Source organism: Rhizobacter sp. OV335 (assembly GCF_900142965.1).
Taxonomy (GTDB): domain Bacteria; phylum Pseudomonadota; class Gammaproteobacteria; order Burkholderiales; family Burkholderiaceae_C; genus Rhizobacter.
Genome location: NZ_FRCQ01000005.1, coordinates 259,402 through 275,075, shown reverse-complemented (window position 1 = coordinate 275,075; position 15,674 = coordinate 259,402). Strand labels below are relative to the sequence as shown.

Here is a 15,674-nt window from a genome sequence, read left to right as displayed (position 1 = left end):
GGTCTTGTCACCGAGTGACATCTGCCTTCGCAACACCTTTCAACAGCCGGATTCGCGATTTGTTTTCTGCTGCACCACCCTCTCTCGGTATGAGTGAAGAAGTGCATTCAGATAAACCCGTAGAGTGTAGCACGGCCCCCTCCCCTCCCCATGCCTCTTGACCTCACCGCTGCCGTCAGCGACATCCAGCAGCGTCGCTCGACCGCTGTCGACGCCCTCGCGCGCAGCCAGGCCGCCGCCGACCGCCCCGTCAACCGGCACACGTTCATCCGACGCTTCGCCGGCACGCAGGCCGTCGCGGCCGGCATCGACGCGCAGGCCGCGGCCGGCCTGCCGCTACCGCCGCTCGCGGGCCTGGCCGTCAGCATCAAGGACCTGTTCGACGTGGCGGGCCATCCGACAACCGGCGGCTCGCGCGCCCTCGCCGACGCGCAGCCTGCCACGCGCGACTGCAGCGCCGTCTCGCGCCTGCGAGCCGCCGGCGCCGCGCTGGTCGGCCACACGAACCTGACCGAGTTCGCGTTCTCCGGCGTCGGCATCAACCCGCACCACGGCACGCCGCTGAATGCAGCCACCGCCGTGCTCGATACACCGCCGCGCATTCCCGGCGGCTCGACCTCGGGCGGTGCGACCTCGGTCGCGAGCGGCGCCGCCTGGGCCGCGCTCGGCTCCGACACCGGCGGCTCGATCCGCATCCCGGCGGCGCTGCAAGGCCTGGTCGGCTTCAAGAACACCGCGCGCCTGACGCCGCTCGACGGCGCGATCCCGCTGTCGACCTCGCTCGACACGGCCAGCGCGATCACCCGCTCGGTGCGCGATGCGGTGCTGCTGCATGAAATCCTGGCCGCGCGCCGCGTCGTGCTGGCGCAACGGCCGGTCGCCGCGCTGACGCTGGCCGTGCCCGGCGGCGCCTTCCTCGACGGCCTCGACGCAGCCGTCGCCTCGGCCTTCGAACGCAGCCTCGCGACGCTGCGCCGCGCCGGTGCCCGCCTGCACGAGATCGCGCTGCCCGAGGTCGACGAACTGGCCGCGATCAATGCCGCCGGCGGCCTGCCCGCCGCCGAGAGCTGGGCCTGGCACCGCTCGCTGCTGACCGCACGCGAAGCCGACTACGACCCGCGCGTCGCGCTGCGCATCCGCCGTGGCGAGCGCATGAGCGCCGCCGACTACATCGCCGTGCTGAAAGCCCGCGCCGACTGGATCGCCCGCATGACACCGCGGCTCGCGCCGTTCGACGCGCTGCTGAGCCCCACCGTGCCGATGCTCGCGCCGCTGGTGGCCGACCTGCACAGCGACGACGCCTTCTTCTCGACCAATGCGCGCCTGCTGCGCAACCCGTCGGTCATCAACATGCTCGACGGCTGCGCGCTGTCGCTGCCCTGCCAGCGTGCCGGCGAGCTGCCGGTCGGCCTGATGGTGTGGAGCAGCGCGTTGCGCGACGACACCGTGCTCGACGCCTCGCTCGCGATCGAGCGCGCGCTGTCCGACGCGGAGGCCGCCTGATGCGCGTCGCCGTGATCGGCGCCGGCATCGTCGGCGTCACGTCCGCCTATGAACTGGCCGCCGACGGCCATGACGTTACGGTGTTCGAACGCCGCGGCAGCGTGGCCGCCGAAACCAGCTTCGCGAACGCCGGCGTGATCGCCCCCGGCTACGTGACGCCGTGGGCCGCGCCGGGCATGCCGGGCAAGGTGCTGCGCCACCTGTTCAGCAAGCATTCGCCGGTGCGCGTGAACCCGTCGCTCGACCTGGCGACGCTCGGCTGGATCTGGCGCTGGTGGCGCGCCAGCAGCCTGCACAGCTTCCGCGCCAACCGCACGCGCATGCAGCGGCTGGCGCTGTTCAGCCGCGACCGCCTGCACAAGCTGACGGCCACGCTGCAGCTCGAGTACGAGCGCACCGACGGCTACCTCGTGCTGTGGCGCAGCGCGCGCGACGCCGCGCACGCGCAGCCCGGCATCGCGATGCTGCACGACCTGGGCATCCGCTTCGAGACGCTCGATGCCGCGCAATGCCGCCGCGTCGAGCCCGGCCTGAACCCCGACACGCCGCTGCACGGCGGCCTGTACCTGCCGAACGACGAGGTCGGCAACTGCCGCCAGTTCGCCGGGCTGATGCGCGCCGAGGCGCAGCGCCTGGGCGCACGCTTCAACTTCCACTCCACCGTCAGCCGCATCGAGCCCGGGCTGCGGCCGCAGCTCACGCACCTGCAGTTGTCGGCCGAGGAGTCGACGCTCGCGACGCCGACCAGCGACAGCGGCCGCCGCAGCACGCCGCCGGCGATCGCCGAATCGCAGACGCTGAGCTTCGACGCGATCGTCGTGTGCGCCGCGATGGGCGCGCCGGAGCTGCTGTCGCCGCACGGCCTGCGCCTGCCGCTCGCACCGGTCTACGGCTATTCGGTGACGGCGCCGCTGCGCCACCACGAGGCCCACCCCGATGTCGGCCCGCGCTCGGCGCTGATGGACGAGCGCTACAAGGTGGCCGTCAGCCGCATGGGCGCCCGCGTGCGGGTGGCCGGTAGCGCCGAGCTGGGCGGCTCGCCGCAGGCGATGAACAAGGGCTCGCTCGACACCTTGTACAAGGTGCTGAACGACTGGTTCCCGGGGGCAGCGCGCATGAGCCAGGCGCAGCGCTGGAAAGGCGCGCGGCCGATGCTGCCCGACGGGCCGCCGGTGCTGGGCGCGAGCGGGCTGGCCGGCATCTGGCTGAACCTCGGCCACGGCTCCAGCGGCTGGGCGCTCGCGTGCGGCTCGGCCCGCGTGCTCGCCGACCAGGTCGCGCAGCGCGCGCCGGCGATCGACGTCGACGGCCTCGGCATCGAGCGCCTGCGGCGCTGACCGATCGCGATGCTGCAGCGCATCCACGCCACCCCCGCGCCGTGGCCGCTGCACGGGCTGGCTCGCACGCGGGAGATCGAAGGCGCGGCACTGCAGTCGCTGCCGCCGTTCACGCTGATGCAACGCGCGGGCGACGCGGTGGCGCGCCTTGCCCGAGCGCTCGCGCCGCACACGCGGCGGGTGTGGGTGGTGGCCGGCCCCGGCAACAACGGCGGTGACGGGCTGGTCGCCGCCATCGCGCTGCGCCGGGCCGGCATCGAGACCTTCGTGACGCTGGCGGGCGATGCCGCACAGTTGCGCGGCGATGCGAAGCAGGCCCATGCGCTGGCGCTCGCCGAAGACCTGCACTGGGTCGACCAGGCGCCCGCCGGCTTCGGCCGCGCGGGCGACCTCGCGCTCGACGCGCTGCTCGGCATCGGTGCGAGCCGCGCGCCCGAGGGTCGGCTCGCGATCCTCATCGACGCGCTGAACGCCCTCGCCTGCCCGGTGCTCGCGATCGACGTGCCGTCCGGCCTCGACGCGGACACCGGACAGCCGCACGGCGACGCGTGCGTGACGGCGACGCACACGCTGTCGCTGCTGACGCTGAAGCCCGGGCTGTTCACCGGCCACGGGCGTGATCACTGTGGCGAAGCCTGGCTCGACGATCTCGGTGTCGACCCGGGGCCGGTCGACGCCTGGCTCATTGCGCCGCCCTCGCCTGCCGGCTGGCAGCGCGCGCACGCGCAGCACAAGGGCAGCTTCGGCGACCTGGTCGTGATCGGCGGCGCACCTGGCATGGCGGGCGCAGCCTTGCTGGCCGCGCGCGCCGGGCATGCCGCCGGCGCCGGCCGCACCTACCTGAGTTTTCTCGACGACACCGGCCCGGCACTCGATGGCGAGCATCCGGAACTGATGATCCGCCGCGCGCTGTGGCAGCACGACCTGCTGCGCGAGGCCACCGTGGTCTGCGGCTGTGGCGGCGGCGATGCGGTGCGTGCCGTGTTGCCACGGGTGATCAGCCTGGCCGGTCGGTTGGTGCTGGACGCCGATGCACTGAACGCGGTCGCGGCCGACAACAGCCTGCGGCAACTGCTGATCGCGCGCGGCCGCAGCGGCAGGCCCACCGTGCTGACACCGCATCCGCTGGAAGCGGCGCGGCTGCTCAGCAGCAACACCGCGAGCGTGCAAGCCGACCGCTTGCGCGCCGCGCAGACATTGGCCGACGACCTTACAGCCGTCGTGCTGCTGAAGGGATCCGGCAGCGTGATCGCGGCACCAGCTTGCGTGCCACTGATCAACCCGACCGGCAACGCCGCGTTGGCCACCGCCGGCACCGGCGACGTCCTCGCCGGCTGGATCGGCGGGCGCTGGTCAACGGCGCATGCATCGTCGACGGCCGACACCCAGCAGATAACGAGCGCAGCCGCGTGGCAGCACGGCCTCGCGGCCGATCTGTCGCCGACGACGCCGCTGCGGGCGTCGGACCTGATCGCCGCGCTGCACGCGCAACTGCGGCGGGGCTGACTCAAATCCTCAGCGTCGGCGCGGCGTCTTCGCCGCCGTCTTGCCGCTGCCCTTGCGGGCCGCCGACTTGGCCGCCCGCACCGGATGCGGCGCCCTGCTCTTGGCCGCCTTGGTCCCGGCCTTGGCCGCGCGGTCCGCGCCCTTCACGGACGCCAGCTCGGCCGCCGCGCCGCCGGTCTTGTCGACCACCTTGCGCGGACGCGCGGGAATGCCGTCGTCGGTGCCTTCGTGCACCATGCGGAAGTCGATCTTGCGGCCGTCGAGGTCGACGCGGCTGACCTGCACCCGCACTCGCGCGCCGACGGTGTAGCGAACCCCCGAGCGCTCGCCGCGCAGTTCCTGGCGCGCCTCGTCGAACTTGAAGTACTCGCCACCCAGTTCGGTGATGTGGATCAGGCCTTCGACGTACAGGCCGTCGAGCGTGACGAACAGCCCGAAGCTGGTGACGGCCGTGACGGTTCCGCCGTATTCCTCGCCGAGGTGCTCGCGCATGAAGCGGCACTTGAGCCAGGCCTCGACATCGCGCGAGGCCTCGTCGGCACGGCGTTCGTTCGCGCTGCAATGCGTGCCCGCGGCCTCCCAGGTCTCTTCCTCGGTGTGCGCCCCGCGCTTGGCCTTCGAGGCCGGCTCGACCGCGCCGGTCACGATGCTGTAGCGCCTGCCGTGCAGCAGCGCCTTGATCACGCGGTGCACCAGCAGGTCGGGGTAGCGGCGGATCGGGCTCGTGAAGTGCGTGTAGGCCTCGTACGCGAGGCCGAAGTGGCCGCTGTTGATCGGCGTGTAGATCGCCTGCTGCATCGAGCGCAGCAGCATCGTGTGGATCTGCATCGCGTCCGGCCGATCCTTGGTGGCCGCGGCGATCGCCTGGAACTCGCCCGGCTTCGGGTCGTCGCTGACGCTCAAGCCCAGGCCCAGCGCCTTCAGGTAGTTCTGCAGCAGCGTCTTCTTCTCGGGCGTCGGGCCCTCGTGCACGCGGTACAGCGACGGGTGCTTGTGCTGCGCGATGAAATCGGCCGAGCAGACGTTGGCGGCGAGCATCGCCTCCTCGATCAGCTTGTGCGCCTCGGTGCGCGTGCGCGGCACGATCTTCTCGATGCGGCCGTTGTCGTCGCAGACGATCTGCGTCTCGGTGGTCTCGAAGTCGACCGCGCCGCGCCTGGCGCGCTCCTTCAGCAGCGCGCGGTACACCTCGTGCAGGTGCAGCAGGTGCGGCACCAGATCCTTGCGGCGCGCCGCCTCGGGGCCGCGCGTGTTGCCGAGGATCGCGGCGACCTCGTTGTAGGTGAAGCGCGCCTGCGAGCAGATCACCGCCGGGAAGAACTGATAGGCGTGAATCTCGCCGCCGGCCGTGATCAGCATGTCGCAGACCATCGCGAGGCGGTCCTCGTTCGGGTTCAGCGAGCACAGGCCGTTCGACAGCTTCTCCGGCAGCATCGGAATCACGCGCCGCGGGAAGTAGACCGAGGTGGCGCGCTCGTAGGCGTCCTCGTCGATCGGCTCGTTCGGCTTCACGTAGTGGCTCACGTCGGCGATCGCGACGACCAGCCGCCAGCCGTCGAAGGCGGCCTTGCCGCGGCCGAGCTTGACCGGCTCGCAGTACACCGCGTCGTCGAAGTCGCGCGCGTCCTCGCCGTCGATCGTGACCAGCGCGACGTCGGTGAGGTCGATGCGGTCCTTGCGGTCGACCGCGCGGATCTTGTCGGGCAGGCCCGCGGCTTGGGCCAGCGTCTCGGGCGAGAAGCGGTGCGGCACCTCGTACTTGCGCACCGCGATCTCGATTTCCATGCCCGGGTCGTCGATCTCGCCGAGCACCTCGGTGACGCGGCCCATCGGCTGCGAGTACAGCGACGGCGGCTCGGTCAGCTCGATCGCCACCACCTGCCCCGCGGTCGCATTCGCGATCGCGTTCTTCGGGACCATGATGTCCTGGCCGTAGCGCTTGTCTTCGGGGGCGACCAGCCAGATGCCGCTCTCGTGCAGCAGCCGGCCGATGATCGGCGCCTTCTTGCGCTCGATGATCTCGAGCACGCGGCCCTCGGGCCGGCCCTTGCGGTCGTAGCGGATCACGCGCGCCTTCACGCGGTCGCGGTGCAGCACCGCGCGCATTTCCTGCGGCGAGAGGTAGAGATCGGGCTGTCGGTCGTCGCGGACCAGGAATCCGTGACCGTCGCGGTGCCCTTGCACCGTGCCCTCGACTTCGCTCATCAGTTCGTTGCTGACCGGCGCTGCATTGGAGAAGTTGTTGTTTTTGATGATATAGTCCAAGACTTCCTGAAATGCCCAGGTGGCGGAATTGGTAGACGCACTAGTTTCAGGTACTAGCGGGTAACTCCGTGGAGGTTCGAGTCCTCTCCTGGGCACCAAGAATAATCAATAAATGCGGGAATTTTGAGAAGGCCAGCACCAACGTGTTGGCCTTTTGCTTTTGTGAGAGCGATTGTTGCCTGCAACTGAAGAGAGCGTAAATGCTCATGCTATAGTCGCAGGCTTCCTGAGATGCCCAGGTGGCGGAATTGGTAGACGCACTAGTTTCAGGTACTAGCGGGTAACTCCGTGGAGGTTCGAGTCCTCTCCTGGGCACCACGATCGAAAGATCGGTTTCGAAGGAACAAGCAAAGCCAGCACATCGTGCTGGCTTTTTGCTTTGTGCGATCGACTCGATGGGTCTCGTCAAATCGCGAACTTCTTGGCGAGGCCGTCGGGGCGGAGTTCGTCGTACTCCTCGAACGGCTGGTGGATCCACGGGCTCGTCGGCAGCAGCTCGACGTAGTAGTCCGGCGTGTAGCTCGACACGCCCTTGGTCCAGATCACCGCCGAGCGCAACTCAGCGATCGCCGGCATGCCACGCAGCCGGTCGACCACCGCGCGCAGCGTGATGCCCGAATCCGCCAGGTCATCGACCAGCAGCACGCGCCCGGCCAGCTCGCCCTTCGGCAGGGTGATGTACTTCGCCATGTCGAGCCGGCCCTGGATGGTGCCGGCCTCGGCCCGGTACGAGCTCGTCGACATGATGCCCAGCGGCTTGTCGAACACGCGCGACAGCACGTCGCCCGGTCGCATGCCGCCGCGCGCCAGGCACAGGATCTGGTCGAACTCCCAGCCCGAGGCATGCACCTTGAGCGCGAGGCGCTCGATCAGCATGTGGTACTCGTCCCAGGACACGTAAAGGTGTTTGCCGTCGTCGGTCAGCATGTTCAAGGCTCCAGGCGTCAGGCTTGATAGGGGTGGCGCAGCAGGATCGTGTGCTCGCGGTCGGGGCCGGTCGACACCATGTCGATCGGGCGTCCGATGAACTCCTGCACCCGCTCCAGGTAGCGCCGCGCGTTCAGCGGCAGCGCATCCCATTGCGTGATGCCGGCGGTGCGCTCGGTCCAGCCCGGGAAGGTGTCGTAGATCGGTTGGCAGGCTTCGATGTCGTCGGCATCCAGCGGCAGGATGTCGATGCGCTTGCCACCGAGTTCGTAGCCGACGCAGACCTTGATCTCCGGCAGGCCATCGAGCACGTCGAGCTTGGTGATGCACAGGCCCGAGATGCCGTTGATGATCATCGAGCGCTTCAGCAGCGCGGCATCGAGCCAGCCGCAGCGGCGCGGGCGGCCGGTGACGGTGCCGCGCTCCTGGCCGACGGTCGACAGGTGGTGGCCGACCGTGCCGGGTTCGCTCATGTCGAGCTCGGTCGGGAACGGCCCGCTGCCCACGCGCGTCGTGTAGGCCTTCGTGATGCCGAGGATGTAGTGCAGCAGGTCCGGCCCGACGCCGGCGCCTGCCGCCGCATTGCCGGCGACACAGTTGCTGGACGTGACGTACGGGTAGGTGCCGTGGTCGATGTCGAGCAGCGTGCCTTGCGCGCCTTCGAACAGGATGTTGGCGCCCTCGCGGTGCTTCGTGAACAGCGTGTAGCCGACGTCAGCCAGCATCGGCTTCAACTGCTCGGCGACCTTCATCGCCAGGTCGAAGATCGGCTGGAACTCGAGCGGCTTCGACTTCAGGTAGCCGCCCAGCGCGAAGTTGTGCAGCTCCAGCAGATCGCGCAGCTTCTTCGCGAAGCGGTCGGGGTGCTTCAGGTCCTGCACGCGCAGCGCGCGGCGCGCCACCTTGTCTTCATAGGCCGGGCCGATCCCCTTGCCGGTGGTGCCGATCTTGCCGGCACCGCTGCTCTCGCGCAGCGCCTCGCGCGCCTTGTCGACCTCGACGTGGAACGGCAGGATCAGCGGGCAGGACTCGCTGATGAACAGGCGCGAACGCACCTCGAGCCCGATCGCTTCCAGCCGCTCGATCTCGCCGAGCAGGTGCACCGGGTCGACCACCACGCCGTTGCCGATGTAGCAGGCCACGCCCTCGCGCATGATGCCCGACGGGATCAGCTGCAGCGCCGTCTTCACGCCCTTGATCACCAGCGTGTGGCCGGCGTTGTGGCCGCCCTGGAAGCGCACCACCGCCTGCGCGTGGTCGGTCAGCCAGTCCACCACCTTGCCCTTGCCTTCGTCGCCCCACTGGGTGCCGACCACGACCACGTTGTGGCCGCCGCGTGTCTGTTCCATGTCTGTCCTGTCCAATGTCTTGAATGGGGTGGGGCGGCAGGCGGCGTCAGAGCGCTCGCACCTGCCACTGGCCGGCCTGCGCGACCAGTTCGCGGTCGCAGTCGAATTCCTGGCCTTCGTGTTCATGCCCCGGCAGGATGCAGACGACCGACTCGCCCTGCTCCCTCAGTTGCCGGATCGCGGCGCGCAGCGCCGCATCCTCGCCCCAGGGCGCGCGGATCGCCGGGCGCATCGCCCGGGGCGGCGCGAGCAGCACCAGCTCCTTCAGGTCGATCAGGCTGAAGCCGACCGCCGGGCGGGTGCGCCCGAACACCGCACCGACCTCGTCGTAGCGGCCGCCGCGCGCCACCGCGTCGCTGGAGCCGGCGGCATACACCGCGAAGCGCGCGCCGCTGTAGTAGTCGTAGCCGCCCAGGTCGGCCAGGTCGAAGCCGATGCGCACGCCCGGGTGCGCCTGCTTCAGGTGCTGCGTGAGCCACTGCAGGTCGTCGAGCGCCGCGGTGAGCATCGGCAGCGCGGGCAACTGCATGCGCGCCGCGGCCAGCACCTCGTCGCCGCCGTAGAGGCGCAGCAGGGCCAGCAGGCCGTTGCGCGACGGCTGCGGCAGCGTGGCCGTGAGCTCGGCCACGGCGGGCTGGTCCTTGGCGGCGAGTGCCGCATACAGCGCGGCGACCGCCGCCGCCGGCAGCCCGCTGTCAGCCAGCAGCGCGCGCACGATGCGCGCGTCGCCCATGTCGAGCGTCAGCTGGCTCGCGCCGGCGCGCTGCAGCAGGTCGAGCGCGAGTTCCTGGACTTCGAGGTCGGCCTCGAGGCCGCGGTGCCCGTAGATCTCGGCACCGAACTGCAGCGGCTCACGCGTCACGTGCAGCCCGGCCGGGCGGGTGTGCAGCACCGGTCCGCAGTAGCACAGCCGGGCCACGCCCTGGCGGTTCAGCAGGTGGGCGTCGATGCGCGCGACCTGCGGCGTGGTGTCGGCGCGCACGCCGATCGTGCGGCCGCTGAGCTGGTCGATCAGCTTGAAGGTCTTCAGGTCGAGTTCGCGACCGGTGCCCGACAGCAGCGATTCGATGTGCTCCAGCAGCGGCGGCATCACCAGCTCGAAACCATAGCTGCGAGCCCCGTCGAGCAGGTCTCGGCGCAGATCCTCGATGCGCCGTGCCTGCGCAGGCAGGACGTCGGCGATGTGCTCGGGCAGAAGCCAAGCAGACGACATAAAAATCACCGGGGGATTTAAAAACAGGATTGTACGTGGGGCTACGTCAACCCAGGCAGAGGTAAAGCGCGATCAATCCGGCGAGCATGCTGCTCAGGCCGATGAATCGGATCTGCCCGTCAGACAGCCGGGTCGCCCGCTCGAACACGCGCCGCCATGCGCCGGGGCTCAGGAACGGCAGCGCACCTTCGAGCACGAGCATCAGCGCCAGCGCGGCCAGCAGGGTGTCCCACATGAGGCGCGGGGATCACTCGGCAGCGGCAGCAGAGGCAGCGTGCTTCTTGGTCCGGGCCGGCGACGCGGCCGACTCGCGGCCGGGGCCGCGCATCGCCTTGAAGAACTCGCCCGACGGATCGATCACCATCACGTCGGACTTGCTGCGGAAGGTCGCGCGGTAGGCCTCGAGGCTGCGGTAGAACTGGGCGAACTGCGGGTCGCGGCCGAACGACTCGGCATAGATCGCCGACGCCTTCGCATCGCCGTCGCCCTGCACCTTCTGGGCATCGCGATAAGCCTCGGCGACGATCACCTCGCGCTGGCGATCGGCATCGGCGCGGATCTTCTCGCCTTCGGCCGAGCCGGTCGAGCGCAGCTCGTTGGCCACGCGCTTGCGTTCCGATTCCATCCGGCTGTAGACCGAGCTGGTCACGTTGGCCGAGAAATCGACGCGCTTGATGCGCACGTCGATGATCTCGATGCCGAAGGCCTTCGCCTCGTCGGTCAGGCGCACACGCACGCCCTGCATCACGCGATCGCGGTCGGTCGCGAGCATCGCCTGCACCGTGCGCTTGGTCACCTCTTCGTTGAAGGCGGCCTGCACGATCGGGCTCAGCCGGTTCTCGACATTGCGCATGTCGGTGCCGTTGTTGCGGATGAACTGCTTCGGATCGATCACGCGCCACTTGACCAGCCAGTCGATGACCAGGCTCTTCTTCTCGGCGGTGAAGATCGGACGCGTCTCCGGGCTGTCGAGCGTCTGCACGCGGCGGTCGAGGAAGACGACGTTCTGCAGCGGCGGCGGCAGCTTGGCCTTCAGGCCCGGTTCGGAGATGACTTCCTTGATCTCGCCCAGCGCATAGATGACCGCGAACTGGCGCTGGTCGACGATGAACAGGACGGAGGACAGCAGCATCAGTGCCACCAAGGCACCGGCGACGAGCATGGCGAGTCGATTCATGGTGAGCTTTCTGCGGTTCTCTTCGCCGTCGGATCAGCGGCCGTCGCGGTCGCGGCTGCGTTGGCCGTCGCGCGAGCGGATGTCCACGCTGCCGGTGGTGCTGCTGGGGGCTTCGGTCGGCGTCGTCGGCGCCACCGCGGCCGGCACCGCACCACCCACCTGCTGCATCAGCTTGTCGAGTGGCAGGTACAGCAGGTTGGAGTTGTCGCGCGTGTCGACCATCACCTTGCTGACACTCGAATAGACCTGCCGCATCGTGTCGATGTACATGCGGTCGCGCGTGACGCCGGGCGCCTTCTGGTACTCGGTGAACACCTGGTTGAAGCGTTGCGCATCGCCATCGGCCGTCGCGACGACGCGGGCCTTGTAGGCCTCGGCCTCCTCGCGCAACCGTGCGGCCGTGCCTTGCGCCTTCGGGATCACGTCGTTCGCATAGGCCTGCGCCTCGTTCTTCGCGCGTTCACGGTCGGCACCGGCGCGGAACGCGTCGTCGAACGCGGTCTGCACCTGCTCCGGCGCCTGCACGCTCTGCACGTTGACGTTGACGATCAGGATGCCGGTGCGCAGCCGGTCGAGCTGGGTCTGGATCAATTTGACGAGGTCGATCGCGATCGCGTCGCGCTGCTCGTACAGCACCGAGTCCATGTTCGCCTTGCCGACGATCTCGCGCACCGCCGATTCGGCCGCCTGCTCGACGACGATGTCATCGGGGTTGCGGTTCTCGTACAGGTACGAGCGCGCGTCCTTCAGCCGGTATTGCACGCTGAAGCGGATGTCGATGATGTTCTCGTCCTGCGTCAGCATCGACGAGTCGCGCAGCCCGGTGGCCTGCACCACGTTGCTGCGGCCGATCTCCTTGGTGCGCAGCTGCGTGACCGGCACGGTCTCGTGCGCCTGGAACGGGTACGGGAAGCGCCAGGTGAAGCCGGCGTCGACGGTGTGGCTGTACTTGCCGAACGAGGTGACGACCGCCTGCTGGCCTTCCTGCACGATGAAGAAGCCGCTGAAGGCCCAGATCAGCACGACGACGCCGGCGACCAGGCCGACGCCGATGCCGGCGCTGCGCATGTCGGGACCGCCGCCGTTGCCGCCACCACCACCGCCCGAACCGTTCGAACGCGAACCGCCCTTGCCGCCGAACAAGCCGCTCAGCTTGCGGTTGAAATCGCGCCACAGCTCGTCGAGGTCGGGCGGGCCGTCGCCGCGGCCGCCGCTGTTCAGCACCGGGGCCTGGACGCCGGAACGCACACCGGGCAAGCGTGCGAAGGCGGCGTTGCCCAGACCGGACAGCAAGGCCTTGACTGCCTGCGCCACGTCACGAACCTGCGAGGCGGGGCCGGCGGCAGGCAGAGGGGGGATGGGGCTCATGGTCATGTGGTGTGCAGAGGATTCGGGCTCACGCGGCGGCGTCGGGCAACTCGGGCTGGTCGGCATCATGGAGCGTCAGGTCGACCGGAAGCTGGGGGCTTGCCAGCAGCGAAGTTGAGGATGAATGCATGGCGTTCAAGTCGGCCTGCAACGTGCCGGACACCGCGGCCGACAGGATGCGGCGCAGTTCTGGCAGGCCGCGGCCATCGAGCGCGCTGACGAAGACGCGTGGGACACGCACGCCACCTTCAAGTTCCAGCACATCGGTGTGGTTGCGCGGATGCTGCGCGAATTCGAGCTTGTCGAGCTTGTTGTAGACCAGCACCTGCTGGATGTCGGCCGCGCCGATGTCGCCCAGCACGCGTTGCACCTCGGCCATCTGCTCGGCCAGCACCGGGCTCGCGGCATCGATCACGTGCAGCAGCAGGTCGGCATCGGCGGCTTCCTGCAGCGTCGCCTCGAAGGCCTCGACCAGCTTGTGCGGCAGGTCGCGGATGAAACCGACGGTGTCGGAGAGCGCAGCCGAGCGGCTGATGTCTTCGAGGTAGAGCTGGCGCGTGGTGGTGTCGAGCGTCGCGAACAGCTGGTCGGCCGAATAGCTCTTGGCCTTGACCAGCGCATTGAACAGCGTCGACTTGCCGGCGTTGGTGTAGCCCACCAGCGAGACGCGGAAGGTGCCGCTGCGCTCGCGCGAGCGGCGCTGCGTGTTGCGCTGCTTCTTCACGCGCACCAGCCGTTCCTTCACGGATTTGATGCGCTCGCCGATCATGCGGCGGTCGAGTTCGATCTGCGCCTCGCCCGGGCCGCCACGGTTGCCGATGCCGCCGCGCTGGCGCTCCAGGTGGCTCCAGCGGCGCACCAGGCGGGTCGACAGGTATTGCAGCCGTGCGAGTTCGACCTGCAGCTTGCCCTCGTGGCTCTGCGCGCGGGCGGCGAAGATCTCGAGGATCAGCATCGTGCGGTCGGCGACCGCCACGCCCAGGTGACGCTCCAGGTTGCGCTGCTGCGCCGGCGACAAGGCCTGGTCGAACAGCACGGCTTCGGCCTGGTGGCCGAGCACCAGGGCCTTGATCTCGTCGGCCTTGCCCGAGCCGACGAACAGCGCCGGGTCGGGCGACTTGCGCCGCGCGATGACACGGGCGACCGGCAGGTCACCGGCCGACTCGGCCAGCAGCGCCAGTTCATCGAGGGTGGCATCGAAATGCGAAGCACCGTGCGAACCACCGCCGAAATCGACGCCAACCAGGATCGCCCGCGGCAACCCCGGCTGCGTCGTGGCGTGGGAGCCGGCGGCCGTCATGCGGAGCACCGCCTCGGAAGTTGGTGGCGCACCCACCCGAGCGGCCTCAGCGGTCTCAGGTCTGCTCCGGCGCCTCGGCGGCGTGGAAATTCACCGCGCGGCCGGGCACGACGGTCGAGATCGCGTGCTTGTAGACCATTTGCGTCACGGTGTTGCGCAGCAGGACGACGTATTGATCGAAGGATTCGATGTGGCCCTGCAGTTTGATGCCGTTCACCAAGTAGATCGACACCGGAACATGCTCTTTGCGAAGCAGGTTCAGAAACGGGTCTTGTAGAAGCTGCCCTTTATTGCTCACGATATGCTCCGTGATGGAAAGTGATGGAGGTCGTCACGTTAACACAGCGCCGTGCTGCATCGCAGCGCAGGCCGCCAAATGACTCAATCTTTGTCCGCGAACGGATTGCTCGACGAGCGCATCTCGATGCGCAGCGGCGTGCCGACCAGCTTGAAATGCGCCCGGAAGCGCCCTTCAAGGAAACGCTTGTAGACGTCGGTCACGTGCTCGAGCGAATTGCCGTGGATCACGATCAACGGCGGGTTCATGCCGCCCTGGTGGGCGTAGCGCAGCTTCGGGCGGAACGCGCCGGCGCGCTTGGGCGTCTGGAACTCGACCGCCTCGTGCAGCAAACGGGTCAGCACCGGCGTCGTCATCTTGCGGGTCGCCGACGCGTGCGCATCGGCGATGCCCTTCCACACCGGGCCGAGCCCCTGGCGCTTGATCGCCGAGATCAGCAGCACCGGCGCGAACTTCAGGAACGCGAGGCGCTGGTCGATCGAGCGCTCGAGCGTCTGCTTCTGGTAGTCGTCGACCGCATCCCACTTGTTGACCGCCACCACCACCGCGCGGCCGCTCTCGAGGATGTAGCCGGCGATGTGCGCATCCTGGTCGGTCACGCCCTGGGTCGCGTCGAGCAGCAGCAGCACGACGTTCGCGTCGGCGATGGCCTGCAGCGTCTTGACGACCGAGAACTTCTCGATCGCCTCGAACACCTTGCCCTTGCGGCGCAGCCCGGCGGTGTCGATCAGCTCGAACTTCTGGCCATGGCGCTCGAACGGCACGGTGATCGCGTCGCGCGTGGTGCCCGGCTGGTCGAAGGCCACCAGGCGCTCTTCGCCGAGCCAGGTGTTGATCAGCGTCGACTTGCCGACATTGGGCCGGCCGGCGACGGCCAGGCGGATCGGCGCGCCCTCTTCCGGCTCCTCGGGCTCTTCGTCGAACACGAAGTCCTCGAGCGCGGCCTCGGTCAGGCTGCGGATGCCCTGGCCGTGCGCCGACGAGATCGGGTGCGGCTCGCCCATGCCGAGCTCGTAGAACTCGCCCAGCAGCGGCGAATCGACCATGCCCTCGGCCTTGTTGACGGCCAGCAGCACCTTCTTGCCCACCGAGCGCAGGTAGCGGGCGATGTCGTGGTCGTGCGCCGACACGCCGGCGCGCACGTCGACGACGAAGATCACCGCATCGGCCTCGGCGACGGCCTGGCGCGTCTGTTTGGCCATCTCCTTGACGATGCCGGTGGTGCTGTCGGGTTCGAAGCCGCCGGTGTCGACGACGATGAACTCGCGGTCGCCCAGGCGGCCGTCGCCATAGTGGCGGTCGCGCGTGAGGCCGGCAAAGTCCGCGACGATGGCGTCGCGGCTCTTGGTCATCCTGTTGAACAGGGTCGACTTCCCCACGTTGGGGCGGCCGACAACCGCGATCACAGGTTTCATGGGAAGGCTCTCAGTC

Annotated in this window: 13 protein-coding genes and 2 tRNA genes; 5 read left to right on the top strand and 10 right to left on the bottom strand. The window is 69.0% G+C overall.

What is annotated here, in order from left to right:
* The first annotated feature begins 150 nt into the window (after positions 1–150).
* From BUE42_RS08040 to BUE42_RS08030, 3 genes are read left to right on the top strand one after another with little or no spacing between them, the layout of a single operon-like run.
* Complete coding sequence (locus tag BUE42_RS08040) at positions 151–1,503, top strand: amidase (RefSeq protein ID WP_073464066.1); 1,353 nt, start codon at positions 151–153, stop codon at positions 1,501–1,503.
* On the top strand, positions 1,503–2,840 hold the full coding sequence (locus tag BUE42_RS08035; protein WP_073464065.1) for an FAD-dependent oxidoreductase: 1,338 nt from the start codon (positions 1,503–1,505) through the stop codon (positions 2,838–2,840). The genes BUE42_RS08040 and BUE42_RS08035 overlap by 1 nt, the downstream gene beginning before the upstream one ends.
* 9 nt (positions 2,841–2,849) lie before the next feature.
* Positions 2,850–4,346 carry a bifunctional ADP-dependent NAD(P)H-hydrate dehydratase/NAD(P)H-hydrate epimerase gene (locus tag BUE42_RS08030; protein ID WP_073464064.1) on the top strand — a complete coding sequence of 499 codons (1,497 nt, stop codon included), beginning with the start codon at positions 2,850–2,852 and terminating at the stop codon, positions 4,344–4,346.
* A 9-nt stretch (positions 4,347–4,355) separates the two neighbouring features.
* Here BUE42_RS08030 and rnr read toward each other — a convergent pair whose 3' ends face one another.
* Positions 4,356–6,599: a ribonuclease R gene (rnr, locus tag BUE42_RS08025; protein WP_235002186.1), complete on the bottom strand. Its 2,244-nt coding sequence runs from the start codon at positions 6,597–6,599 to the stop codon at positions 4,356–4,358.
* Between the two features lie 25 nt (positions 6,600–6,624).
* On the opposite strand from rnr, the gene BUE42_RS08020 reads away from it, so the two are divergent.
* A tRNA-Leu gene (locus BUE42_RS08020) sits at positions 6,625–6,709 on the top strand.
* Between the two features lie 135 nt (positions 6,710–6,844).
* A tRNA-Leu gene (locus tag BUE42_RS08015) sits at positions 6,845–6,929 on the top strand.
* Between the two features lie 87 nt (positions 6,930–7,016).
* On the opposite strand, the gene BUE42_RS08010 is transcribed toward BUE42_RS08015, so the two are convergent.
* The 9 genes from BUE42_RS08010 to der form a co-directional block, all read right to left on the bottom strand.
* The gene (locus BUE42_RS08010) at positions 7,017–7,538 is read right to left on the bottom strand and encodes a phosphoribosyltransferase (protein ID WP_073464129.1); all 522 of its coding nucleotides are present in this window, start codon (positions 7,536–7,538) and stop codon (positions 7,017–7,019) included.
* 17 nt (positions 7,539–7,555) lie between these two features.
* The gene (locus BUE42_RS08005) at positions 7,556–8,887 is read right to left on the bottom strand and encodes an adenylosuccinate synthase (protein ID WP_073464062.1); all 1,332 of its coding nucleotides are present in this window, start codon (positions 8,885–8,887) and stop codon (positions 7,556–7,558) included.
* A 46-nt stretch (positions 8,888–8,933) separates the two neighbouring features.
* Positions 8,934–10,100, bottom strand: coding sequence for an ATP phosphoribosyltransferase regulatory subunit (locus tag BUE42_RS08000; protein ID WP_073464061.1), 1,167 nt, complete (start codon positions 10,098–10,100; stop codon positions 8,934–8,936).
* Positions 10,101–10,146: 46 nt separating this feature from the next.
* Positions 10,147–10,335: a DUF2065 domain-containing protein gene (locus BUE42_RS07995; protein WP_073464060.1), complete on the bottom strand. Its 189-nt coding sequence runs from the start codon at positions 10,333–10,335 to the stop codon at positions 10,147–10,149.
* Positions 10,336–10,347: 12 nt separating this feature from the next.
* On the bottom strand, positions 10,348–11,277 hold the full coding sequence (gene hflC / locus BUE42_RS07990) for a protease modulator HflC (RefSeq protein WP_073464059.1): 930 nt from the start codon (positions 11,275–11,277) through the stop codon (positions 10,348–10,350).
* 33 nt (positions 11,278–11,310) lie between these two features.
* A complete protein-coding gene (gene hflK / locus BUE42_RS07985) occupies positions 11,311–12,645 on the bottom strand; it encodes an FtsH protease activity modulator HflK (RefSeq protein ID WP_083613973.1) in 1,335 nt (444 codons plus the stop codon).
* A gap of 28 nt (positions 12,646–12,673) precedes the next feature.
* Positions 12,674–13,945, bottom strand: coding sequence for a GTPase HflX (gene hflX, locus BUE42_RS07980; protein ID WP_083613957.1), 1,272 nt, complete (start codon positions 13,943–13,945; stop codon positions 12,674–12,676).
* Between the two features lie 55 nt (positions 13,946–14,000).
* Positions 14,001–14,243, bottom strand: coding sequence for an RNA chaperone Hfq (hfq, locus tag BUE42_RS07975; protein ID WP_047502530.1), 243 nt, complete (start codon positions 14,241–14,243; stop codon positions 14,001–14,003).
* Positions 14,244–14,326: 83 nt separating this feature from the next.
* Positions 14,327–15,658, bottom strand: a complete 1,332-nt coding sequence (gene der, locus BUE42_RS07970; protein WP_073464058.1) for a ribosome biogenesis GTPase Der — start codon at positions 15,656–15,658, stop codon at positions 14,327–14,329.
* Positions 15,659–15,674: the final 16 nt, after the last annotated feature.